17 protein-coding genes, 1 tRNA gene and 3 pseudogenes are annotated in these 22330 nt (G+C 75.5%); 10 read left to right on the top strand and 11 right to left on the bottom strand.

Annotated features, from left to right (window positions below):
• Positions 1–154: 154 nt before the first annotated feature.
• The gene (locus RQM47_RS14000) at positions 155–1774 is read left to right on the top strand and encodes an FAD-dependent oxidoreductase (RefSeq protein WP_311665832.1); all 1620 of its coding nucleotides are present in this window, start codon (positions 155–157) and stop codon (positions 1772–1774) included.
• 60 nt (positions 1775–1834) lie between these two features.
• On the opposite strand, the gene RQM47_RS13995 is transcribed toward RQM47_RS14000, so the two are convergent.
• Both RQM47_RS13995 and RQM47_RS13990 read right to left on the bottom strand, forming a co-directional pair.
• Positions 1835–2173 (bottom strand): hypothetical protein, encoded by a 339-nt coding sequence (locus RQM47_RS13995; protein WP_311665831.1) that lies wholly within the window; start codon positions 2171–2173, stop codon positions 1835–1837.
• 146 nt (positions 2174–2319) lie between these two features.
• Positions 2320–2392: transfer RNA gene (locus tag RQM47_RS13990), tRNA-Ala, on the bottom strand.
• Positions 2393–2579: 187 nt separating this feature from the next.
• On the opposite strand from RQM47_RS13990, the gene RQM47_RS13985 reads away from it, so the two are divergent.
• From RQM47_RS13985 to RQM47_RS13970, 5 genes are all read left to right on the top strand, one after another.
• On the top strand, positions 2580–5126 hold the full coding sequence (locus tag RQM47_RS13985) for an aspartate kinase (RefSeq protein WP_314009346.1): 2547 nt from the start codon (positions 2580–2582) through the stop codon (positions 5124–5126).
• Between the two features lie 92 nt (positions 5127–5218).
• Positions 5219–5596 (top strand): four helix bundle protein, encoded by a 378-nt coding sequence (locus RQM47_RS17480; RefSeq protein ID WP_409945899.1) that lies wholly within the window; start codon positions 5219–5221, stop codon positions 5594–5596.
• A gap of 35 nt (positions 5597–5631) precedes the next feature.
• Complete coding sequence (gene dapB / locus RQM47_RS13980; protein ID WP_314009345.1) at positions 5632–6381, top strand: 4-hydroxy-tetrahydrodipicolinate reductase; 750 nt, start codon at positions 5632–5634, stop codon at positions 6379–6381.
• 277 nt (positions 6382–6658) lie between these two features.
• Positions 6659–7609 carry a 4-hydroxy-tetrahydrodipicolinate synthase gene (gene dapA / locus RQM47_RS13975; protein WP_311665825.1) on the top strand — a complete coding sequence of 317 codons (951 nt, stop codon included), beginning with the start codon at positions 6659–6661 and terminating at the stop codon, positions 7607–7609.
• A 103-nt stretch (positions 7610–7712) separates the two neighbouring features.
• Positions 7713–8555, top strand: coding sequence for a 2,3,4,5-tetrahydropyridine-2,6-dicarboxylate N-succinyltransferase (locus RQM47_RS13970; protein ID WP_314009344.1), 843 nt, complete (start codon positions 7713–7715; stop codon positions 8553–8555).
• Positions 8556–8856: 301 nt separating this feature from the next.
• Here the strand turns inward: RQM47_RS13970 and RQM47_RS13965 are convergent, their stop codons facing one another.
• The 3 genes from RQM47_RS13965 to RQM47_RS13955 form a co-directional block, all read right to left on the bottom strand.
• The gene (locus RQM47_RS13965) at positions 8857–9780 is read right to left on the bottom strand and encodes a lipase (RefSeq protein WP_314009343.1); all 924 of its coding nucleotides are present in this window, start codon (positions 9778–9780) and stop codon (positions 8857–8859) included.
• Between the two features lie 15 nt (positions 9781–9795).
• Positions 9796–12132: a tetratricopeptide repeat protein gene (locus RQM47_RS13960; protein WP_314009342.1), complete on the bottom strand. Its 2337-nt coding sequence runs from the start codon at positions 12130–12132 to the stop codon at positions 9796–9798.
• A gap of 103 nt (positions 12133–12235) precedes the next feature.
• Complete coding sequence (locus RQM47_RS13955) at positions 12236–12865, bottom strand: SEC59/DGK1/VTE5 family protein (RefSeq protein WP_311665672.1); 630 nt, start codon at positions 12863–12865, stop codon at positions 12236–12238.
• 159 nt (positions 12866–13024) lie between these two features.
• Between RQM47_RS13955 and RQM47_RS13950 the strand changes: the two genes are divergently transcribed.
• Positions 13025–13885, top strand: coding sequence for a dienelactone hydrolase family protein (locus tag RQM47_RS13950; protein WP_311665674.1), 861 nt, complete (start codon positions 13025–13027; stop codon positions 13883–13885).
• 215 nt (positions 13886–14100) lie between these two features.
• Here RQM47_RS13950 and RQM47_RS13945 read toward each other — a convergent pair whose 3' ends face one another.
• On the bottom strand, positions 14101–16032 hold the full coding sequence (locus RQM47_RS13945; RefSeq protein ID WP_314009341.1) for a DNA methyltransferase: 1932 nt from the start codon (positions 16030–16032) through the stop codon (positions 14101–14103).
• Positions 16033–16093: 61 nt separating this feature from the next.
• Positions 16094–16192 (bottom strand): annotated as a pseudogene (locus tag RQM47_RS17475) (DNA methyltransferase); the annotation flags it as partial.
• Here RQM47_RS17475 and RQM47_RS13940 point away from each other — a divergent pair.
• Positions 16164–16382, top strand: coding sequence for a hypothetical protein (locus RQM47_RS13940; RefSeq protein ID WP_314009340.1), 219 nt, complete (start codon positions 16164–16166; stop codon positions 16380–16382). The pseudogene RQM47_RS17475 and the gene RQM47_RS13940 sit on opposite strands and share 29 nt — an antisense overlap.
• A 227-nt stretch (positions 16383–16609) precedes the next feature.
• On the opposite strand, the pseudogene RQM47_RS17470 reads toward RQM47_RS13940, so the two are convergent.
• Positions 16610–17476, bottom strand: a pseudogene (locus RQM47_RS17470) (type IIL restriction-modification enzyme MmeI); the annotation flags it as partial.
• A 205-nt stretch (positions 17477–17681) separates the two neighbouring features.
• On the opposite strand from RQM47_RS17470, the gene RQM47_RS13935 reads away from it, so the two are divergent.
• Together RQM47_RS13935 and RQM47_RS13930 are read left to right on the top strand one after the other, a co-directional pair.
• Entirely contained in the window at positions 17682–18491 is an 810-nt protein-coding gene (locus RQM47_RS13935; RefSeq protein WP_311665678.1) for an SDR family NAD(P)-dependent oxidoreductase, read from the top strand.
• Positions 18492–18643: 152 nt separating this feature from the next.
• Positions 18644–19585 (top strand): alpha/beta hydrolase, encoded by a 942-nt coding sequence (locus tag RQM47_RS13930; RefSeq protein WP_311665679.1) that lies wholly within the window; start codon positions 18644–18646, stop codon positions 19583–19585.
• 61 nt (positions 19586–19646) lie between these two features.
• On the opposite strand, the gene RQM47_RS13925 is transcribed toward RQM47_RS13930, so the two are convergent.
• From RQM47_RS13925 to RQM47_RS13915, 3 genes and pseudogenes are all read right to left on the bottom strand, one after another.
• On the bottom strand, positions 19647–21203 hold the full coding sequence (locus RQM47_RS13925) for a methylmalonyl-CoA mutase (RefSeq protein WP_311665682.1): 1557 nt from the start codon (positions 21201–21203) through the stop codon (positions 19647–19649).
• Positions 21204–21327: 124 nt separating this feature from the next.
• A pseudogene (locus RQM47_RS13920) lies at positions 21328–21906 on the bottom strand (IS630 family transposase); the annotation flags it as partial.
• 14 nt (positions 21907–21920) lie between these two features.
• The gene (locus RQM47_RS13915; RefSeq protein WP_311665684.1) at positions 21921–22307 is read right to left on the bottom strand and encodes a transposase; all 387 of its coding nucleotides are present in this window, start codon (positions 22305–22307) and stop codon (positions 21921–21923) included.
• Positions 22308–22330 lie beyond the last annotated feature (23 nt).

Here is a 22330-nt window from a genome sequence, read left to right as displayed (position 1 = left end):
CGCAAACCTACCGCCGCCCCGCCCGTCGGCCACCCCGCCCGACGAGTCCGCCCGTCCACGCCGCCCGGCGCTCGGTGGGGGCGGGGCGGCGAGGAACCGCGCGCGGCGGCGCTCGTGACGCCCTGCCACCCCGCCCCGCCCTCTGGGTCCGCCCATGCCCGACTTTGTCCGCGTCGCCTCCGTCTCCGACCTCGCCGACGGCGAGATGCGCCAGGTGTCGGCCGACGGCACGGACGTGCTCCTCTCGCGCGTCGACGGCCGGTTCCACGCCTGCACCGCGTTCTGCACGCACTACGGCGCCCCGCTCGCGACGGGCGCCCTGTCCGGGACGACCGTCGTGTGCCCGTGGCACCACGCCGCGTTCGACGTGGCCTCGGGCGCGCTCTGCGAGCCGCCGGCGCTCGACGCGCTCCGCACGTTCGAGGTCAAGATCGAGGGCGACGACGTGCTCGTCCGCGTGCCCGCCGACGCCGACGAGCACGGGAAGGGCGTGGCCTACCGCGAGAGCGACGGCGAGACGCCGGGCATGGCCGCGCGTACCGAGGACGACCGCCTGTTCCTCGTCCTCGGCGCCGGGGCCGCCGCTGGGGCCGCCGCCGAGGCGCTCCGCACCGAGGGCTACCGCGGCCGGCTCGCGCTCGTGACGATGGAGACGCGGGCGCCGTACGACCGGACCAAGCTGTCGAAGGCCTACCTCGCCGGCGACGCTCCCGAGAGCGCGCTCCCGCTCCGCGACGGGGCGTTCTACGAAAAGCACGGGATCGAGGTGTGGACCGATCGGACCGTCACCGGCCTCGACGCCGACGCCCGCGAGGTCTCGTTCGAGGGGGGCGAGCCGGTCACGTACGACGCCTGCCTCGTCGCAACGGGCGGCACGCCGCGCCGGCTCCCCATCGACGGCGCCGACCTGGACGGCGTCCTCCTGCTCCGCTCCTGGGCCGACGCGCAGGACGTGGTCGAGCAGGCGGGCGGGGCGGAGCGCGTCGTCGTCATCGGCGCGTCGTTTATCGGCATGGAGGCGGCCTCCAGCCTGAACGCGCGCGGCGTGGACGTGACGGTCGTGGGCAAGAGCGACGCCCCGTTCGCGTCGGCGATGGGCGCGGACGTCGGGCGCGTGTTCCAGCGGGCGGCTGAGTCCAAGGGCGTGGCCTTCCGGCTCGGCGCCGGAGTGGACCGCATCGAAGCGGCCGACTCCGGCGGCCTCCGCGTGGTCGTGGGCGGGGAGGCGCTCCCGGCCGACGCGGTCGTGATGGGCGTCGGCGTCTCGCCGGCGACGGGCTTCCTCGACGGCGCCCCGTTCCGCCGCGACGACGGCGGCCTCGTCACCGACGCCGCGCTCCGCCTCGCGCCCGGCCTCTTCGCGGCCGGCGACGTGGCCGCGTTCCCCGACGCGCGGCTGGGTAAAACGGTCCGCATCGAGCACTGGCGGCTGGCCCAGCAGCACGGGCGCGCGGCGGCGCGGAACATGCTGGCCGAGGGCGACCCGACGGTCGCGGACACGCCGTTCGACGGCGTCCCCTACTTCTGGACCGGCCAGTTCGGGCTCAGCCTCCGCTACGTCGGCCACGCCGAGGACTGGGACGAAGTCGTCGTGGACGGCTCGCTCGACGACGCCGAGTTCCTCGCGGCCTACGTCGAGGGCGGGGCGGTCCGCGCGGTCGCCGCGGTCGGCCGCGACCAGGACGCGGCGGCGTTCCACCTGCTCATGGCCCAGGGCCGCACGCCGACGCCGGCCGACATCCGCCAGGGCGTGGACCTCCAGGCCCGGCTCTAGCGCCACCCTGCCCCGCCCGCGCAGCGCGTTGTCCTGCGGCGTCGCCGGTGGGCGGGGCGGCTAGTCGTCGACGAGGTCGTCCGCCTCGCCGAACGTGACGTCCCACGCCTCGTCGTCGGCCTCTCGGTGCGGGTGTCCGTCCTCGATCCACTCGTGCGTGCCCGGGGCGTCGTAGACAACGGGCGCGTGGTGCCCGGGCGTCTCCCCGTAGATCAAGGCCGCCGCCCCGCCCGCGCCGGCCAGCAGGGCGATGAGGGCGCCGCCGACGAGGAGCCGCCGGCGTCGAGCGGGCGGGGCGGACGCGCGGCGGGCGCCGGAGGAGGCCGCGGAGCGACCGCCGCTCGGGGCCGAAGGCGCGCGCCTCGAGCTGGGCGGAGGTGAGGCCGTCGAGGCCGTCACGCCGCTCGAAGTCGGTGGTGGACATGGGCGGGCGGGGTGGAGCCGCAGGGTAGCCGGCGCCCGCGCGCCCGTCAAGCCACCGCCCGCCGCCCCGCCCGCGCACGAAAAAACCGACCCTGGCGCGAGGCCGGGGCCGGTTCGGGACGTGGAGCATAACGGATTCGAACCGTTGACCTCTTCACTGCCAGCGAAGCGCTCTACCAACTGAGCTAATGCCCCGGAGGGTCGCCGGCGGACCAGCGAGCGCCCAAGATAGGGAGCCGCCGCCGCCGCGGTCAATGGAGCACGGGCGAAGACGCCCCGCCCCGCCCGCCCGCCCCGAGCGGGGCGGCCTAGCTTTGGGCCGCCCCGCCCGCTGGCCCCTCGGGGTCGTCCTTTGGGTCCGCCCCGCCCTCCAGGTTCGCCCGTGCCCGACCGCCCCGTCCACGTCGACAAGTTTGGCGGCACGTCCGTCGCCACGCCCGAGCGCGTCCGCCGCGTGGTCGAGATCGTCGCGGGCGGGGTGGGGGAAGGGCCGCGTGGGGAGGGCGCGGGCCGGCGCGTCGTGGTCACGTCGGCGTTCGGGGGCGTGACCGACCGGCTCCTCGACGCCGTCGAGGCGGCCGTCGGGCGGACCGGCGCGCACCGCGAGATCCTGGCCGCCCTCCGCGCGCGGCACGCCGACGCGCTCGCCGCGCTCGCGCCCGAGTCCGAGCGGGACGCGCTGGGGCGCGCGCTCGATACGCTGTTCGTCGAGCTCGGCGAGCTCCTCTACGGCATGTACCTGCTCCGCGAGTGCACGCCCCGGTTCCGCGACGCCATCGTGTCGGCCGGCGAGCGGGCCGCCGTCCCGCTCGTCGCCGCCGCGTTCCGGGCGGCCGGGCACGCGGCGGTCGCCCTCGACGCGACCGCGTTCGTCCGCACCGACGACGCGTTCGGCGAGGCGGCGCCGGACCTCCCCGAGACGCGGCGGCTCGCACGCGCCGCTCTCGCCGCCGTGCCCGCCGACGCCGTCGCCGTCGTGACCGGGTTCGTCGGGTCGACCGCCGACGGCGTCACGACGACGCTGGGGCGCTCGGGCAGCGACTACACGGCGACGCTCCTCGCCGGCGCCCTCGACGCCGCGGCCTGCGTGATCTGGACCGACGTCGACGGCGTCCTCTCGGCCGACCCCCGCGTGGTGCCCGAGGCGTTCCCGCTGGAGCACCTGAGCTACGCCGAGGCCGCCGAGCTGGCCCACTTCGGCGCCAAGGTGCTCCACCCACGGACGATGCGGCCGCTCGTGCGGGCCGGCATCCCGCTCCAGATCAAGAACACGCTGCGGCCCGAGGCGCCGGGCACGCGCGTCGGCCCCGCCCCGCCCGGTGCGGAGCCTTCGATCCGCGCCGTGACGGCGATCCGCGGCGCCGCGCTCGTTCGCGTCGAGGGCGCCGCCGTGCTCGACGTGGCCGACCTGGGCCGGCGCGTGCTCGCCCCGCTCGCGGACGGCGGCGTGCCGGTCTCGCTCGTGGCCCAGGCCTCGGCCGAGGGCAGCTTCGGGCTGGCCGTCCGCGAGGCCGACGCCGACGCGGCGGTCCGCCTGCTCTCGCGCGCGCTCGCCCGCGAGGTCGAGCGGGGCGACGTCTTCGGCGTCCGCGCCGAAGGGGGCGGGGCGGTCGTCGCGGCGGTCGGGTCGGGGATGCACGGGGCGACGGGCTTGGCCGGGCGCTTTTTCCACACGCTCGCGCGGGCGCACGTGCCCGTCCGCGCCGTGGCCCAGGGCGGGGGCGACCACACGATCTCGGCCGTCGTCGCCGACGCCGACGCGGCCCGCGCGGTCGGCGCGCTCCACGAGGCGTTCGCGCTCCGCCGCCTCCGCGCCCACGTTGTCGTGGTCGGGGCGGGCGCGCTGGGCCGGCGCGTTCTCGCGCTTCTCGGCGCCGAGTCCGAGCGGCTCCGCGCGGGCGGCCTCCACCTCGTCCTCGCCGGCGTCGCCGACAGCCGGCGGCTCGCGTGGGAGCCCGACGGCCTCCACCCCGCCCAGGCGCTCGACGCGCTCGACGCGCTCGCCGCCGCCCCGCCCGCTCCGGGCGTGCTCGACGCGCTGACGGACCGGCTCGCGGCGGCCCGCCTGGAGCGGCTCGTGGTCGTCGACGCGACGCCGAGCGCCGACGTCGCCGCCCGCCACGCGGCGTGGCTCGCGGGCGGGGCGGCCGTCGTCACGCCGAACAAGGAGGCGGCGGGCCGCTCGGCGGCGGCATGGGGCGAGGTCCAGCGCGCGGCGCGGGACGCCGAGGCCCCGTACCTCTACGAGGCGGCGGTCGGGGCCGGCTTGGGCGTCGTCGCCCGCCTCCGCGACCTCGTGCGCACGGGCGACCGCGTGCTCCGCGTCGAGGGCGTGCTCTCGGGGACGCTCGCGTTCGTGATGAACCGGATGCGCGACGGGGCCGCGTTCTCGGCCGCCGTCGCCGCCGCCCGCGACGCCGGGCTGACCGAGCCCGACGTCCGCGACGACCTCTCGGGCCGCGACGCGGCGCGCAAGCTGGCGCTGCTCGCCCGCGAGGTGGGCCTGGACGTGGCCGCCGCCGACGTGGCCGTCGAGGGCCTCGCGCCCCCGGCCCTCGCCGACGTGCCGCTGGCCGCGTTCTGGGACCGGCTCCCCGAGGCCGACGCCGACTGGCAGGACCGCCCCGCCCCGCCCCGCCCACCCGCGAGCGGGGCGGAAATCAGCGCACCGGACGACGCGCCCGGGCGGGGCGGCGAGCTCCAGTACGTCGCGCGCCTCGACGCCGACGGCTCGATCCGCGCCGGCGTCGAGGCGGTCGCCCCGGGCTCGCCGTTCGCCGGCCTCCAGGGCGCCGAGATCGCCGTCGCCGTCTGGACCGAGCGGGGTGGCCCGCGCCCGCTTGTCCTCCGCGGCCCCGGCGCGAGCGCCGACGTCACGGCGGCCGTCGTCCTGGCGGACGTGGTGCGCGCGGCGGAGGCGATGCGGTAGGGCGGCGTTCGGCGAGCAGCGTTCGGCGAGCAGCGGGCGGGTTGTGTCGGGGCTCGCTTGGCGTCTAGCGGTGGCACCACCGGACCGACACGATGGCCTCCGTTCCGCTGACGGACCTCAACGCGTACCGGACGGCGTTCCGACTGCAGCAACACGTTTTCCAGGTGACGCGCAGCTTTCCGAAGGAGGAGCGGTACTCGCTTACGGACCAAGTCCGCCGCTCGTCACGCTCCGTAGGGGCCAACATTGCGGAGGCGTGGCGAAAGCGGTCGTACCCCGCCCACTCCGTAAGCAAACTATCGGACGCCGACGCAGAGTTGGAAGAGACGCGGCACTGGCTGAGAACGGCGCACGCGTGTGGGTACCTTTCGGACGAAGACCGAGACCGGCTTCTCGCTGGGGCGGACGAGGCCGGGCGCCTGGTCGGCTCTATCATGCGGCGCCCCGGTGCATGGTGCCGAGGTCCGTAACCGCACGCTGCACGCCGCACGCTGCTCGCTCTACCGTGACGATCGCCCTTGTAGGAACCGGCCGGATGGGCCAGGCTGTCGAGGCCGTCGCCGCCGAGCGCGGCCACGAGATCGCCGCCCGGTTCGACGCGGCCGCCCCGCTCCTCGACGCCCGCGACGCCGACGCCCTCAACGGCGCCGACGTCGTCGTCGACTTTTCCCTCCCCGCCCTCGCCCCCGACCACATCCACCGCTACGCGGCGTGGGGCGCCGACGCCGTCGTCGGCACGACGGGGTGGACGGAGCACCTCGACCGCGTGCGAGCCTGGGTCGAGGAGGGCGGGGCGGGGCTGATCTGGGCGCCCAACTTCTCGCTCGGCCTCGCCCTCGTCGAGCGCGCGCTGCGCGGCCTGCTCCCGCTCCTCGACCGGCTCGACGAGTACGACGCGGCCGTCCACGAGGTCCACCACACGGGCAAGGTCGACAGCCCGAGCGGGACGGCGCTCCGCCTGGCCGACGTGCTCCTGGAGGGCCTCGCGCGCAAGACGCACGTCGAGCCCGAGGCGCAGCACGGGGCCATCGACGCCACGGCGCTCCACGTGACGAGCCAGCGGCTGGGGGCGGTCTTGGGCGAACACGTCGTCACGCTGGACAGCCCGGTCGACCAGATCGAGGTGGTGCACCGGGCCAAGAGCCGGCGGGCGTTCGCCGTCGGCGCCGTCCGCGCGGCGGAGTGGGTGCGCGGGCGCCGCGGCCTGTTCACGCTGGACGACATGATCGGGGAGGGATTGAGGGACGTGGGATGAGGGATGAGCGGAGCCGCCCCGCCCTCAGCGCCCGCCCCGCTCGTGTCCGCCCCGCCCGCACCCCCCGTTCGCGCTCTGGTCGCAGCGGCCCCGCCGCCGCTCCCCCGGTCGCGCGAATTGTCCCCCTTGAATAAGGGGGACAGCCTTTCGCCCCTGAGCGCAGCGATGGGTGAAAGGCGGGGGGTGCCCGCCCCGCCCTCCGGTTCGCCTGGAGCCTCGGCGGCCCGCTCCGCGTTCGGCCCATCCCTCCGATCCCTCCATCCCGCATCCCTCCACCATGGGTCCCACCCGCCAGCCCGTCTTTCGCGGCACCGCCCCCGCCCTCGTCACGCCGTTCGCGCCGGACGGCGAGATCGACGAGGACGCGTTCCGGCGCCTTATCGACGTCCAGATCCAGGGGAGCGCGGACGCGGGCGGGGAGGTGTACGGCGGCGTCGAGGCGCTCGTCGTGCTGGGGACGACGGGCGAGAACCCGACGGTCACCGACGACGAGCGGCGGCGGCTGGTCGAGATCGCCCTGGAGCACACGGCCGGCCGCGTCCCGGTCGTCGTCGGCACGGGGACGAACAGCACGGCCCAGAGCGCCCGCTACTCGCGCGAGGCCGCCGACGCCGGCGCCGACGGGCTCCTCGTCGTCGGCCCGTACTACAGCAAGCCGACGCCGGACGGCGTGCTCGGCCACGTCGCGGCCGTGGCCGACGCGACCGACTGCCCGATCGTCCTGTATAACGTGCCCGGGCGGACCGGCTCGAACTTGACGGCCGAGACCCAGCTCCGTGTGACCGAGGCGGTCCCCAGCGTGGTCGGGCTCAAGGAGGCGTCGGGCGACCTGGGCCAGATCGCCGACGTGATCGCGGGCGTGCCCGACGGCGTCGCCGTCTACTCGGGCGACGACGACCTCGCGTTCCCGACCGTCTGCCTGGGCGGGGCGGGGCTGATCTCGGTGATCGCGAACGCGGCGCCGGGGCCGATCTCGGAGATGGTCCGCCGCGCGCTCGCCGATGACGTCGCCGGCGCGCGCGCGCTCCACTACGCGCTCTTGGACGCGATGCGGGCGAGCTTTTTCGAGTCCAACCCCGCGCCCGTCAAGGCCGTCCTGGCGGAGATGGGGCGGATGTCCGAGACGCTCCGGCTCCCGCTCGCCCCGCTCACCGACGCCGCGCGCCGCCGCGTGCTCGCCGCCTACGCGCCGCTCGTCGCCGCCGGCCGCGAGGCGCAGGCGGCCTGACTCGCCGCCCCGCCCCGCCCGTGCGGCTCCGCCCTGGATCCACCCCGCCCGCACCGAGGGCGGGGCGGCCCGCCCACCGACTCACCGACCTACGGACCCCCCGATGACCGTGACCGACCTCCAACTCGACATCACCCACCACGCCGACCAGCCGACCGACGCGCTCGACCGGCCCGCCGCGCGCGAGGCGTTCGACGCGCTCCTGGACGCCCTCGAAGCCGGCGAGGTCCGGTCCGCCGAGCGGGGCGGCGACGGCGTGTGGCGCGCGAACGGGTGGGTCAAGCGCGGCATCTTGCTCGGCTTCCGCCTGGGCGAGATCGTGGACCAGTCCGAGGGGCCGTTCGCCTTTTTCGACAAGGACACCTACCCCACGCGCCCGTTCGGCCCCGACGCCGGCGTGCGGATCGTGCCCGGCGGCTCGACCGTCCGCCGCGGGGCGTACCTCGCGCCGGGGACCGTCTGCATGCCGCCCATGTACGTCAACGTGGGCGCCTACGTCGGGGCGGGGACGATGGTCGACAGCCACGCGCTCGTGGGGAGCTGCGCCCAGGTGGGCGAGCGGGTCCACCTGAGCGCCGCGGCCCAGCTGGGCGGGGTGCTCGAACCCATCGGCGCGGCGCCGGTCGTGGTCGAGGACGACGTGTTCGTCGGCGGCGGCTGCGGCGTCTACGAGGGGACCGTCGTTCGCGAGCGGGCCGTGCTCGCGGCCGGCGTGATCCTGACGCGGGCCACGCGGCTCTACGACTTGGTCCACGAGACGGTCCTCCGCGCCGAGGGCGGGCTGGGGCTGGAGGTCCCGGCCGGCGCCGTCGTCGTGCCGGGCACGCGGGCGGTCGACTCCGACTTTGGCCGGGCGCACGGGCTGGGGCTCTCGGCCCCGTGCGTGGTCAAGTACCGCGATGCCTCGACCGACGCCTCGACCTCGCTCGAAGAGGCGCTGCGGTAGAGCAGGTAGAGCAGGTAGAGCAGGTAGAGCAGGTAGAGCAGGTAGAGCAGGTAGAGCAGGTAGAGCAGGTAGAGCAGGGGGCGGGGCGGCCGCCGGAAAGTTCCCCGCCCCGCCCGGCGCTCTCGGCGTGGGGCCGGGGTGGCGCGGAGGCCCGTGAGCACGAACACTTTGGGCACCGCCCTGTCCCGCCCGCGGCGCCTGGGGCGGGGTGGCGCGAGCGGGGCGGAGGAGGTGGGCACCCGCTCTCGCGCTCTCCCCGCTCTCGCGCTCTCCCCGCTCTCGCGCTCTCCCCGCTCTCGCGCTACAGCCCCCGCTCGCGGAGCCGGTCGCAGAGGCGGTCGAAAAAGGCGCACGCGTCGTGCCCCGCCGCCCCGATGCCGAGCCCGATCTGCCGGGCGTGGTCGGCCTCGACCGTCCCCAGCCGCTCGCCCCACGCGGCCGACGCCTCGGGCACGATCCCGTCGTTGACGCCGGCGAGCCCGTAGAGAATCCGGTTGGGGACCACGAGCGGCGGCGAGACCGGGACCGCCGTCCCCCGCCCCGCCCGGCCGGCGAACGAGGCGCACCAGGCGCCGTCGACCGTCTCGTCCGGGTCGAACTGCGCGGCGACGGCGTCGGGCGTGAGCTCGGCGAGGGCGGCCTCGGTGTGGGGCGGGGCGGCGTCGTAGGCCGCGCGGCCCACGAAGTCCATGAACCCGACGGCCCACGCGCGGAGCCGGTCCGGCCGGTCGAGCACGTACTGCGCCAGCGCCGTCCCCCGGTGCGGCGTCGACAGCGTGACGAGGCTCGCGAACCGCCCCGCCCACGCCGGGTCGCGGGCGAGCCAGCGAGCGTCGAGGCCGCCCGACGAGAAGGCGACGAGGTTGAGGCGCTCGGCGCCCGTCTCGGCGCGTACGCGGGACAGCCGGTCGGCCCAGGCCGCCGCGCGCACGGCGACCGTGTCGTACGGGTTGACGTGGGGGGCGTAGGCGGCCACGCCCCGCCCGCGCAGGTGCATGGCCTCGGCGTGGAGGACGCCGCCCTGGACCAGGTTCGCGAGCGCCCCGAACCCGTGCATCAGGACGACGGGGTACCGCGTCGGGGCCAACGGCGGCTGCGGCATCGGCTCCAACTCGACGGCCCGCCGGGCGACGGCCTCGGCGCGGCGGCCGAGGCGTGAGAGGAGCGGGGCGGGGTGGGACGTGTCCAGGGGGAGCGGGGCGGCTACGGGCTGTGTACGCGCCACCCCGCCCGCGGTCTCCTAGGCCGCGATGCGGGTGCCGCCGAGCTGGCGGAGCAGGGCGCGGGCCTCCTGGGCGGGGCGGAAGCCGGCGTCGGCCTCGGACCACGCGGCGAGCGCGGCGCCAAGGTGGCGGCGGGCGTCGGCGGGGCGGTCGCGGAGGAGGCGCGCGAGGGCGAGGTGGGCCTTCGGGTTGGCGGGCATCAGGCGGAGGGCACGGTCGAGGCTCTTCTGGGCGCCGGCCTGGTCACCGGCCGCCGCCTGCGCCTCGCCCAGCCGGCGCCACGTCCCGCTGCCGCTGGGCTTCTCTTCGACGAGCGCCTCGTAGACGGCGACGGCCTCGGCGGCCCGGCCGGCGGCGACGAGGGCGTCCGCGCGGAGGACGGGGCCGGCCCCCAGCTTCTCGAGGTCGAGCCCCTGGGCGGCGCCCTCGGTAGCCGCCCGCTCGATCGCAGCGAGGGCGCGCGGTCCGTCGCCCTCGGCCGTCGCGACCGACGCCTCGTGGATGAGGGCGACCGCGGTAAAGATCGGGATCTGCTGGACCGCTGGGTGACCCTGAGCCGCCGCGACGGCGGCGTCGGCCTGGGCCTCCAGACCGTGCTCGACAAGGTGGCTGGCGACGTCGGCCTTTGCCAGCGCGAGCGAGGCCGCGTCGGTGGTCGTCGCCTGCTCCGCCCAGTGGGCGTCGAGGTCGGCGAGGGCGGCGGCCGTCCGGCCCAGGCTGAGGACCTCCTCGGCCCGCGCCCGGAGCGCGGCCGCGCGCTCAGACGGCGTCTTCGCCATCGACACCGCGCGGTCGTACGCCCCCAGCCCGTCCTCCAGCCGGCCCACGCCGACGAGCGCCCCGCCCAAGGCGGAGACGACGGCCGGGTTGTCGGGCTCGGCCAGCGTCGCCTGGCGGAGCGCCTCGATGGCCGCTTCGGGCTCGCCCTGGAGCCGCTTGACGTGGGCCAGCCCGCGGAGCCCGTCGGCGCGCCCCGGCTCGGCGTCGGCGAACGCCTGGTAGTGCGCCTCGGCGGCGGCGAGGCGGTTCTGCATCAAGCGCGCAGACGCGGCCTGGAGATGGGCCTCGGTCTCGCCCGGGTCGAGCGCGATGATCTCCTCGTAGGCGGTCACGGCCACCCCGTAGTCGCCGCGGTTGAGGGCGATCATGGCCAGGATGGTGCGGGGGTCCGTCCGCTCGGGGAACAGCTCGGCCCACCGCTTGAGCGCGGCGTAGGCCTCGTCCGGCCGCTGCGACATGAACAGCTCGTTGAACACGAGCGCGTGCCGGTTGCTCTCCGACAGGCGGTAGTCGTGCTGGCGGGCGGCGGCCAGGCTCGCCTGCGCGCCAGCCATGTCGCCCGCCTGCATCTGGGGCATCGAGAGGAGGATGTGGGCGAGCGCGAACGAGGGGTTGGCCTCGGCCGCCTGGGCAAAGTGGGGGGCGGCCGCGGCCACGTCCTGGTCGTAGCTGAGGAGGTGGAACCCGGTGGTCCACGCCTCCAGCGCGCCGTCGTCGCTCGTCAGGAGCTCGGGGGCGGGGAGGTCGGCGGCGTCGGCCCGGCGGTCCGCCGGGAGGTCGAGCTCGTCCCGGATCCAGGTCGCCGCGTGGTCGGCGACGTCGAGGACGCTCCGGCCGGTCTCGTCGAACGTGTCGACCTCGCGGCCCGTCTCGCCGTCGGTGAGCCGGAGCGCCAGGCGGACGCCCTCCTCGACCCGCGACACGGTCCCCGTCACGAACACGTCGAGCCGCGCGCGGGCGGCCTCCTTGTGCGCGAGCGCGAGCGGGACGCCCGCGCCGTCGGGGTAGCCGGCCCGGCGGAGCCGCTCGGCAAAGTCGTCCGGCGTCTCGACCGTCAGGAACGGGCTCTGGTCGAGGTCGAACCCGATCCCGTAGGCCGCCGCCCGCCCCAGCCACGGCTCGTCGTCGGGGCCGTCGAGGTAGAACGCGCCGACCCGCTTGCGGAACGCCTCGGTGGCCACGACGCGCTCGACGCGCTCGCCGTCGGCGCCCTCCGCCACGACGGTCCGCGAGACCGGCCCCATCGGCTTGTCCGCGAACCCGACGCCCAGAACGGCGGCGGCGAGGATGCCGTTGGTGCCCAGGGCCATCTTGTGCGGCTTCCGCATCTGGACACGCGGGGCCGCCCCGCCCCGGCAGTACGCCGTCAGGAGCACCGACGGGAGCGCGAGCAGGGCCAGCCACATCGCCGCGTCGACGAGGTGGGGCGAGAGCCCGTAGTGCTGCGTCAGGAAGTTGACGAAGAGCACGGCCGACGTCGCGCTGCCGACGTAGACGCCGGCCGTCTTGAGAAGGCCCCGCTGGGAGAGCCGGTCGAGAAGGTCCCCTGACGAGGGGGCGTGAAGGTCGGACATCCGGGTTCAGGTCGCTGACCGGAAGGGTACACAGTCCTTGCACCTAGGGTCAACACGAACTTCGAAATAGATGAGGCGCGACCACCCCGCCCGGCAGGCGCGTCTAGGCGCCCACCGCCACCATCGCCAGCCCCACGACGAGCGGCACGCGGACGTTGTCGTTGACCGGGATCGGGAGCGCCTCGACGGCCGCCCCGACGACGGCCCCGACCGCGCACGCCACGAGCCCCAGCTCGGCCGGCGGCCACGCCGCGATCGCCGCCCCGACCGCGAACGCCGTGAGCGCGTAGGCCGCGCTGCCCTCGACCGACTTCGGCGAGCCCGGCCACCGCGTCCGCCCGAACCGGCGGCCGACCACGGCGGCGGCCCCGTCGCCCACCATGAGCATGGCGAGCGACGCCGCGGCCACGCCCGGCGGGAACAGCCACGCGCAGGCGGCCGCGGCCAGGAACATCCAGACGGCCCCGTTGAACACGATCCGCCCGCCCGTGCCCAGCTCCTCGGGCCGCATCATCCACCCGAACGCGCGGTCGATGAGGACGCGGCGGACGGCCGGGACCTTCTGCTGCGCCACGTCGAGCGCGACGGCGAGCACGGCCAGCGCCGTCAGCGCCCCGAGCACGAGGGGCCGGGGCAGGACCAGGATCGAGGCCGGCAGCACGAGGGCGCCCAGGTGGATCGCCTTCCGCTTGAGCTCGGTGGCGTACGGGATCTGGGGGACGTGGTCGCTCACGGGCCGAAGGTACCCTGCCGCCGCCCCGCCCACGGCGCCAGACCGGGCGGGGCGGCCGGAGCCCGTGCGGGGCGGGCATGGCGGGGCGGGGTGGCCGGAGCGCGGGCGGGGACTCCGAGCAGCCCGGCGCGTACCTCACCCGCACCACCCCGCCCCGCCATGCCCGCCCCGCCCGTTTTCCTCGTCGCCCTCGGCCTCGCGGCCTCCGTCCTCCTCGCCGCGTGCGGGCCGTCCGACTACGCCGGCGAGATGCGCGCGCAGCACGACGGCGACACGCCGGCGGCCTCGGGCGCGACGGCCGGCGCCGACACGGCCGACGTGACCGTCGAGCGCGTCGTCTACGGGACCGTCGACGGCCAGACGCTGACGGGCACGATCGCCCGCCCCGCCGGCGCCGGCCCGACGGCGGGGCTCCCCGGCGTCGTGGTCATCCACGAGTGGTGGGGGCTGAACGAGAACGTCGAGGACATGGCGCGGCGGCTCGCCGACGAGGGCTACGCCGCGCTCGCGGTCGACCTCTACGGCGGCGAAACGGCGGCGACGCCGGACGAGGCCATGTCGCTCGTGCGATCCGCGATGGCCGACGAGGAGGCGCTGACGGAGAACCTCCAGGCGGCCTACCGCTTTCTCGCCTCCCGCGAGGAGGCCCCGCGCGTGGGCGTCATCGGGTGGTGCTTCGGGGGCATGTGGTCGCTCCGCGCCGCGCTCGCCCTCCCCGACGAGCTGGACGCCGCCGTCGTGTACTACGGCGGCCCCGTGACCGACGCCGACCGGCTCGCGCCGCTCGACATGCCCGTCCTCGCGTTCTTCGGCGAGGACGACTCGTCGATCCCCCAGGACACCGTCCGCGCCTTCGAGACGGCGCTCGCCGAGGCCGACGTCGAGCACGAGGTGGAGGTGTACCCCGGCGCCGGCCACGCCTTTGCCAACCCGTCGGGCGAGAACTACGTCCCCGCCGCCGCCGAAGACGCCTGGCGCCGCACGACGGCGTTCCTCGCCGACAACCTGAAGGACCAGTAGGCCGGTGTAGCCGGTGAGTCGTACGGCCTCTGATACCAATTCTGGAGGTTTGTGCCTCACCCGAGCCGCCCCGCCCCGCCCATCCACCACCCCTAGCCCCTCCTGGCTGCGCCGTCCCTTCGGGGTGTCCGGGAGGGGAACGCCTCTGGAGGCGTCGGAGCATGAGCCCTCAGCCCGCGTAGCGGGAGGGGGACCCAGGGTGGCCGCCCCGCCCGCTACGCCGAGAACGCGCCGCCGGCGGAGCGGACGAGCCCGAGCTCGGCGAGCGCGTCGAGGACCTCGGCGACGTCGGCCCGGCGGGCGCCGTCGAACCGGCCGGCCACGGCGTCGGCCGTCCGCGCGCCGCCGGCCACGGCCTGGCGGACGGCGACGGTCCGCGCGGCGAGGGCGGCCGGCCACGGGCGCGCGGCCGGCGCCGCGTCGGCGGCCTCGGGCGGGGCGGCGGCAAGGTCGAGCCCGCCCTGCGGGGCGGCGTCGGGGGCCTGGAACGCGGGGCGGAGGTACCGGACGCGCCCGGCCTCCTCCTCGGCCCGCCGCTCGGCGTTGAGCGCGACGAGCCGGTCCAGCACGGCGGCCCGGAACGTCGGGGCCTCGGCGTCGAGGTCGCCCCAGCCGTAGGCGTCGAGCACGGCCCGGTCGAGCCGGCGGTGGAGGTCGAGGAGCGTGTGCGCGAGCCCGTCGCGGGAGGCCCGCTCCTCGCGCGCCGAGAGCGCCCGCCCCGCCCGGAGCGCCTCGACGGCGTTGTAGAGGTCGGTCAGCCCGACGCTCTTTTCTGTTTGCTGCCGCTTCCGGTGGGCGTCGATGGCCTCGCCAAGGTCTCGGATTTCCTGCTCCTGGTCCGCGGGCGGGGTGGGGAAGGGGAAGGGCTCGAAGGTGGCGGAGTTGTTGTAACGCGGATCATTACCGATGCCGAGCCGACCGCCGGCAGCGAGCGCCCACTCTACATGAACCTGACTGGAGAGAATGCCGAGGTAGAAGGCGTCTTCGAGAGCGACGCAGACGAGCGCTTCGTCGGGGAGCACTTCGCCGTCGAGGAACACGAAAATGCGGTGCTTGGACACGTACGGTGTGACGATGAATCGGCGCAGGCCGTCGAGGGCGGGGCGGAAGCTGGCCCGGGGCTCGCCCAGGACCCACCACTTCTCGCGGTAGCTGGCGCGGCGGACCTCCATCCGCCCCGGCTTCACGTCCCGGACCAGCTTCTCGTAAGCCTGGGGGAAGCGGTCTCTGACCTCGTCTTCGTTCAGCCCCAGGAAGTCGAGGATGTAGAGCCCGCGCGGCGAGCGGACCACGTCGCTCCCGTTGAGGTACGGCCGGAGGTGCCGGTCGATGTCTCCGCCCCGCCCGCGCCCCATCACCTCGGCCTCGTCGGGCGAGAGACGGAACCCCGTTCCGACAGGCGTAACGCCCCGGTTGCTGATCCCCTCGTTCGCGCTGAGCGGTTCCGCCCCGCTCACGTCGGCCCCGACTGTGAGGTCCACGTTGACCCGCCCGACGTACTCCGTGAGGTCTACGTCGGCCGCGCCCGCCCCGCCCCGCTCGTCGGTCACGACGGCGAGCCGCCCCGCCCCCGCGTCGAAAGCGTCGGCGCTCGCTCCGACCGTCATCGACACGCGGACGGCCGCGCCGTCGGCCGCGTCGACCCACGGGTGGTCTGGGACCGCGAATGCGAGCGCTAGGGGCGGGGTGGGGTTCGTTCCAGGTCTGACCTGGAACGAAGACAGGTGGGCTTCTACCACGCGCCGGTTGAACGTCTGCGGCAGCGAGTTTGTCGTGATGAGCCCGAACCGCTCGGCCTCCCCGCGCCGGACCGCCTCGGCCGCCCGGTGCCACCAGTACATCACGAGGTCCGCCGACTCGGGCACGTCGGGGTACGCCGCCCGCAGCCCCTCCGTGTAGTCGTCGCCGAGCGCGTCCCGCATCCGCTTGTTGCCCACGAACGGCGGGTTGCCGACGACAAAATCTGCCTCGGGCCACGGGGCGGGGTGGCCGTCGTCGTCGAGCACGGCGTCGCGGTGCTCGACCTGCCCGTACCCCTCCAGCACCGGCTCCGGGAGCGGCTGGCTGGCCCCGTAGCGCGCCCGGTGCCACTGGAGGTACCCGATCCACAGCACGAGGTCCGCAATCGCCGCCGCGCGCGCGTTCACCCTCGATCCCGCGCATCTGGCGCGGCGTGACCCCGAACCCCTCGCCGACCGCCTCGCCCACGAGCCGCCCGGCGGCGGCGCGGGCCTCGTCCTCCAGCGCCTTCAGGCCCGCGAGCGTGACGTAGAGGAAGTTGCCCGACCCGCACGCCGGGTCTAGCACGCGGACCGACGCGAGCCGCGAGAGGAACCCGGCGAGCGTGGCCCGGGCCTCGTTCCGCTTCCGCGTCGCCACCGCCTTCGTCGTCGCCTCCTCGGCCTCGTTCACGAGCCGGTTCGCCGTCGCCCGCGCCCCGTCCCACTCCGCCCGGAGCGGCTCCAGGACCGCCGGCCCCACGAGCCGCTCGACGTAGGCGCGCGGCGTGAAGTGCGCGCCCAGCCGGTGCCGCTCGGTCGGGTCGAGCGCCCGCTCCAGGAGCGTCCCGAAGATCGACGGCTCGACGTCGGACCAGTCGGCCCGGGCCGCGTCGCGGAGCCGGTCGTACTGGTCGCGGTCGAGGCGCGGCGCCCGGTGCTCGGCGAACAGCCCGCCGTTGAACCGGCGAACGGTCTCGCGCGCGTCGGAGACGTAGCCGCCCCGGTCCATCGTCCCGAAAAAGGCGCCGAGCGCGTGCGGGAGGTGGTCGAGGTCGTCGGCGTAGGCGTCGAGGAGGGCGCTGAACGCGCGGCCCGGAACGAGCCCGGCGTCCTCGGCGAACATCGAGAACAGGGCGCGCGTGAGGAAGCCGGCCACGGCCTCGGCGTCCATCGGCGCCCCGTCGGCGTCGACGGCCCCGGCGAGCGACGCGGCGAGCTCGGCGAGCCGGCCGGCGAGGTCGACCGTCACGCGGGCCTGCCGGCGCGCGGGGTCGAGCGCGAGCGGGTCCTCGAACACCGCCCGCAGCCGCGCCCGCACGTCGGCGTCGCGGAGCTCGGCGAGCCGGACGCGGTGCGTGGCGGCGTCGGGGAACGGGCGGTAGAGCCGGCCGGTGCCGGAAAAGTCGGCGTAGAGGTCGAGGCAGAACCCCACGTCGCACACGACGACGAACGGGGGCGGGGGCTCGGCGGCCTCCAGGTTCCGGGCGTAGCCCTCGGCCTGGTTCCGGGCCGCGTCCATCGTGGCCTCCCACGCCCGCGTCCCCCGTTTGCCGTGGCCTTGCCGGAGCTTGCGGCCGCCGGCCGTCCGCTTCTCGTCGGCCCCCTGCTTCGTCTCCAGCACGAACGCCCCGCGCTTGTAGAGGTCGATGAACCCCTTGCTCTGGGTCCCGTCCTGGAAGCTCAGCGGCCGCTCGAACACGTAGCCGTCGGCCCGGTCGTCGCCCGTCGTGAGGGCGGGGCGGTCGACGTCGAGGGCGTCGGCGAGGTCGCGGAGGAACGTCTGGGCGTTGGCCCGCTCCGCCCCGCCCGAGGCGGCGGCGTCTTCGATAAACGTGTCGAGGTCGAGGCGCGGCGCGCGGTCGTCGGTCACGGGCGGGGCGGACGGGTGGGAACGTCCGGGATGTTACCGAGCGGACGCGCGGGCGGGGCGGGCGCTCAGGGCGGGGCGGGCCGCCCGCACCGGGCGGAGTCTGAGCCCAGCGTCCGGCGCCCCCGCAGCCGCGCATCGGGCCGACGCCGCGCAGGAACCGCGGGGTGGGGCGGCGAGACCAACCCGCCCCCACCTACTGCACACCATGGACCTCGGAATCAGCGAACGGGCCGCCGTCGTCACCGGCGCCGCCGGCGGCATGGGCCTCGAAACGGCCCGCATCCTCCGCCAGGAGGGCACGCGCGTACTCATGACGGACCTGGACGAGAGCGAGCTCGCCCTCTCCGTTCAGATCCTCGAGTCCGACGGGCTCGGCGGCGACGGCCTCCGCTCGGTCGTCGCCGACCTCGGCAGCCAGGACGGCGCCGACGCCGTGGCCGCCGCCGTCGACTGGGACCTCGACATCCTCGTCCACACGGCCGGCATCACCGGCGCCAAGGGCGACCCGCTGAGCGACATCACCGAGGACGATTGGATGGAGGCGTGGCAGACCGATATGATGTCGGCGGTCCGCATGGCGAAGGCGACGATGCCGGGGATGCTCGACCGCGGCTGGGGCCGCGTGGTCTTCGTGACGTCGGAGAACGTGGCGCAGCCGTACAGCGACGAGGTCGTCTACAACGGCGCCAAGGCCGCGCTGCTCACGTTCGCCAAGGCGCTCGGCCAGCGCTACGCGCCGAAGGGCGTGCTCGTCAACTCCGTCGCGCCGGCCTTTATCGCGACCGACATGACGGACGGGATGATGGAGAAGACGGCCGAGGAGGAGGGTGAGACGATGGACGAGGCCATCGACGAGTTCCTCGAAGAGGACCGGCCGCACCTCGTCCTCGACCGGCGCGGGCGGCCCGAGGAGGTCGCCGCTGTCATCGCGTTCCTGTGTTCGGAGCGCGCGAGCTTCGTCGTCGGCTCGAACTACCGCGTCGACGGCGGCTCCGTCGCCTCCATCGACATCTGAGGTTTCGTGGGGCGGGTACTGGGTACGGGTCCAGACGCTGCCGCCCTGCCCCCGACGGCCCGCATGGGCGGGGTGGGGGAGGCCGCCCCGCCCGCTCGCTTTGCCTGTCTGACCACCCCGCTCTCGCGCTCAGTCCGCCCCACCCCGCCCTTATGAAGACGTTTGACAACCCGGTTCGCGATCCCGACGGCCCGTTCGACGGCCCCGTCACGTTCGACGACGTGGCCGAGCGGATCGCGTCGATCCCGCTCGACGGCCAGCCGCCGGAGCTCCGCGACCTGTACGCCCGGCTCATGCGCGGCGACGCGGCCGGCGCGCCGGCCGGGATGGGCGAGGAGGCCGAGGTCGGCGGCGTGTCCGGTTTGCTGTTCCGTCCCGAGGGCGGGGCGGGCGAGGCGCCGCGCGTGGTGTGGCTCCACGGCGGCGGCTACGTGTTCGGCTCGCCCGAGACGCACTGGCGACCGGCGGCGGCGTTCGCGGCGGCCGTGGGCGAGGCCGTGTTCATGCCGCGCTACCCGCTCGCGCCTGAGGCGCTGTGGCCCGCCCCGCTCCAACAGTCGGCGCTGCCCGTGGCGCGGGCGGTGCTGGAGGGCGGCCGTGGCCTCGCCGTCGTCGGCGACAGCGCGGGCGGGCACCTCACGCTCACGACCGTCCTGGCGCTCGCGCGCGAGGACCGGCCGGCGACCGTCGCCGCCGTGTTCTCGCCCAACGCCGACCGCACGGGGCTCAGCGACACGCGCGAGGCGAACTCGCCGCGCGACGCGATGAACAACGACGAGGACGACCGCCGCTGCGCCTCGATCGCGACCGGCCCCGTCGACCTCCCGGACGACGACCCGACCATCTCGCCGCTCGTCGACGACCTGTCGCTCCTTCCGCCGCTCTGGGTCGAGGTCGGCGAAACCGAGGTGCTGCTCGGCGAGGCGCGGCTCCTCGCGGAGCGCGGCCAGGCCGCCGGCGCCGACGTCCGCCTCCACGTCGAGCCCGACGCGTTCCACATGTGGCAGCTCTGGACCCCGTGGCTGAAGGAGGCCGACGCCTCGCTCGCGCGCGCGTCGGCGTTCGTCCGCGAGCACCTGGGCGGGGCGGCGTAGGCCGGGCGCGCACCGCGCCGTTGTGGAAAGGGCGGGGCAGTTTACGCCTCGGGCGGGGCGGTCAACCCTGGTACTCGCCCCAGACCTCGCGGAGCCGGCCTGCGACCTCGCCGACCGTCGCCTCGGCCTCGACGGCGTCGAGCACGTGCGGCACCACGTTCTCGTCGCCCCGCGCCGCCGTTTCGAGGGCGTCGAGCGCCGCGCCCCACGCGGCCTCGTCCCGCCCCGCCCGGAGCGCCCGGAGCCGCTCGATCTGGCCCTCGCGGACGGCGTCCGACACGCGGAGGAGCTCGACGTCGGCCTCGTCGCCGTCGGTCTGGAAGCGGTTGACGCCGACGACCACCTGGTCGCCCGACTCGACCGCGAGCTGGGCGGCGTAGGCCGACTGCGCGATGCGGTCCTGGTAGAACCCGGCCTCGATGGCGGCCACCGCCCCGCCCATGTCGTCGATCTCCTCGATGAGCCGCGTCGCCTCGGCCTCGATGTCGGCCGTCAGGCGCTCGACGTAGAAGGAGCCCGCGAGCGGGTCGACGGCGTCGGCGACGCCGCTCTCGTAGCCGATCACCTGCTGCGTGCGGAGCGCGAGCGTGGCGGCCTGCTCCGTCGGCAGCGCGAGGGCCTCGTCGAACCCGTTCGTGTGGAGCGACTGCGTGCCGCCGAGGACGGCGGCGAGGGCCTGGAGCGTGGTCCGCGCCACGTTGTTCATCGGCTGCTGCGCGGTCAGCGTCGAGCCCGCCGTCTGCGTGTGGAACCGGAGCATCTGCGCCTTCGTGTCCGTTGCTCCGAAGCGGTCGCGCATGACGTGCGCCCACATCCGCCGCGCGGCCCGGAACTTGGCGATCTCCTCGAAGAAGTCGTTGTGCGCGTTGAAGAAGAAGCTCAGCCGCTTCCCGAACGTGTCCACGTCGAGCCCGGCGTCGAGGGCGGCCTCGACGTAGGCGATCCCGTCGGCGAGCGTGAACGCGAGCTCCTCGGCGGCCGTCGACCCGGCCTCGCGGATGTGGTAGCCCGAGATCGAGATCGTGTTCCACCGCGGCACCGTCTCGGCGCACCACGCGAACGTGTCGGTGATAAAGCGCATCGACGGGCGGGGCGGGTAGATGTAGGTCCCGCGCGCGGCGTACTCCTTGAGGATGTCGTTCTGGATCGTCCCGCCGAGCTTCGTCAAGTCCGCCCCCTGCTCCTTGGCGACGGCCACGTAGAGCGCGAGCAGGACGGGCGCCGTCGCGTTGATGGTCATCGACGTCGTGACGTCTTCCAACTCGATCCCGTCGAACAGCCGGCGCATGTCGTCGATGGAGCAGATCGAGACGCCCACCTTGCCCACCTCGCCCTCGGCGATCGGGTCGTCGGCGTCGTAGCCGATCTGCGTCGGCAGGTCGAACGCGACGGAGAGCCCGCGCGCGCCAGCAGCGAGGAGGGCGTGGTAGCGCTCGTTGGAGGCCTCGGCCGTCGAGAAGCCGGCGTACTGGCGCATCGTCCACAGCCGCTCACGGTACATCGCGGGGTAGACGCCGCGCGTGAACGGGAACCGGCCGGGCTCGCCGAGCCGCGCGTCGAGGTCGGCGGGCAGGTCGGCGTCGGTGGCGACGGCGGGCGGGGCGGCGTGGGCGGGCATCGACGTGTGCGGGCGGGGTGGGGGAGACGTGGTACCGCCACGCCCTCGGGCGGGTTCAGGGTCCGGGGGGTTCGGGGTTGTTTGGTTCGGGGTCGGCTGGTTCGGGCGGGGCGGTGGGCGACCCCTAGTGTCGCGACAGATTGTTCGTGAGCCGGTAGCCGCAGTGGCGTATCCACCGCTCGACCTGCTCGGCATGGACCGCCGCCAGCGCGTCGGCCACGGCTGCACGAAGCGCCTCCCGCGTCCGCGCGGCCACGCCCCGCAGCCGCGCCTTGACGACCGACCAGCACAGTTCGATCGGGTTGAACTCCGGCGAGTACCGCGGCAGGTAGAGCACGCCGACCCCGGCCTCGGCCAAGGCCGCTCGCACCACCTTCGTCTTGTGAGCCGAGAGGTTGTCCATGACCACCACGTCGCCGGCCGAGAGCGCAGGGATCAGCGCCTCGACTACGAAGGCGAGAAACCGCTCGCCCGTCATCGCCCCGTCCATCGCGCGCCAGGCGACCACCCCGCCGCGCCCGCCGTCGGCGCGGATGGCGCCGACGACCGTGAGGTTCTTGCCGCGGTTGAGCGGGACGGCGTCGTAGACGGGCTGGCCCCGCCGAGACCGGCCGTAGCGCCGCGTCACGGTGACGTTCGAGCCGGTCTCGTCGAGGAACACGAGCCGCCGTGCGTCGAGCGCCGGCTGCGCCTCGGCGAAGGCGGCTCGCTCGGCGGCTACGTCCGGGCGGTCGCGCTCGTCGGCTCGGAGCGTCTTTTTTTGAGCGTCAGCCCGGCCGCGACGAGCACGCCGTTGACGGTCGAGCGGGCGACCCCGACGCCGCGCTCGGCGGCGAGCCGGTCGCGGAGCTCGGCGCAGGTCGCGTCGGAGCCGTCGGCCCACGCCACGAGCGCGGCGCGGTCGTCGTCGGAGAGCTTGCGCGGGGCGCCGCCACGGTGGCCGACCGGCTCGGCGGTGCCGTCGGTGCGCCAGCGGCGCTTGAGCTTCTGGACGAAGCCGCGGCTGACGCCGAAGCGCTCGGCGAGCGCGTGCTCGGTGGGCGCGCCGTCGGCGAGGGCGGCGCCGAGGACGCGGCGGCGGAGGTCGAGCGAGAAGGCGGCCATGAGGTTGGCGTTTGACCGAGCAG

This window comes from Rubrivirga sp. S365, assembly GCF_032248475.1.
Classification (GTDB): Bacteria; Bacteroidota; Rhodothermia; order Rhodothermales; family Rubricoccaceae; genus Rubrivirga; species Rubrivirga litoralis.
Note: the sequence above shows the minus strand (reverse complement) of the source record. Positions and strands in the feature narration are given on the sequence as shown.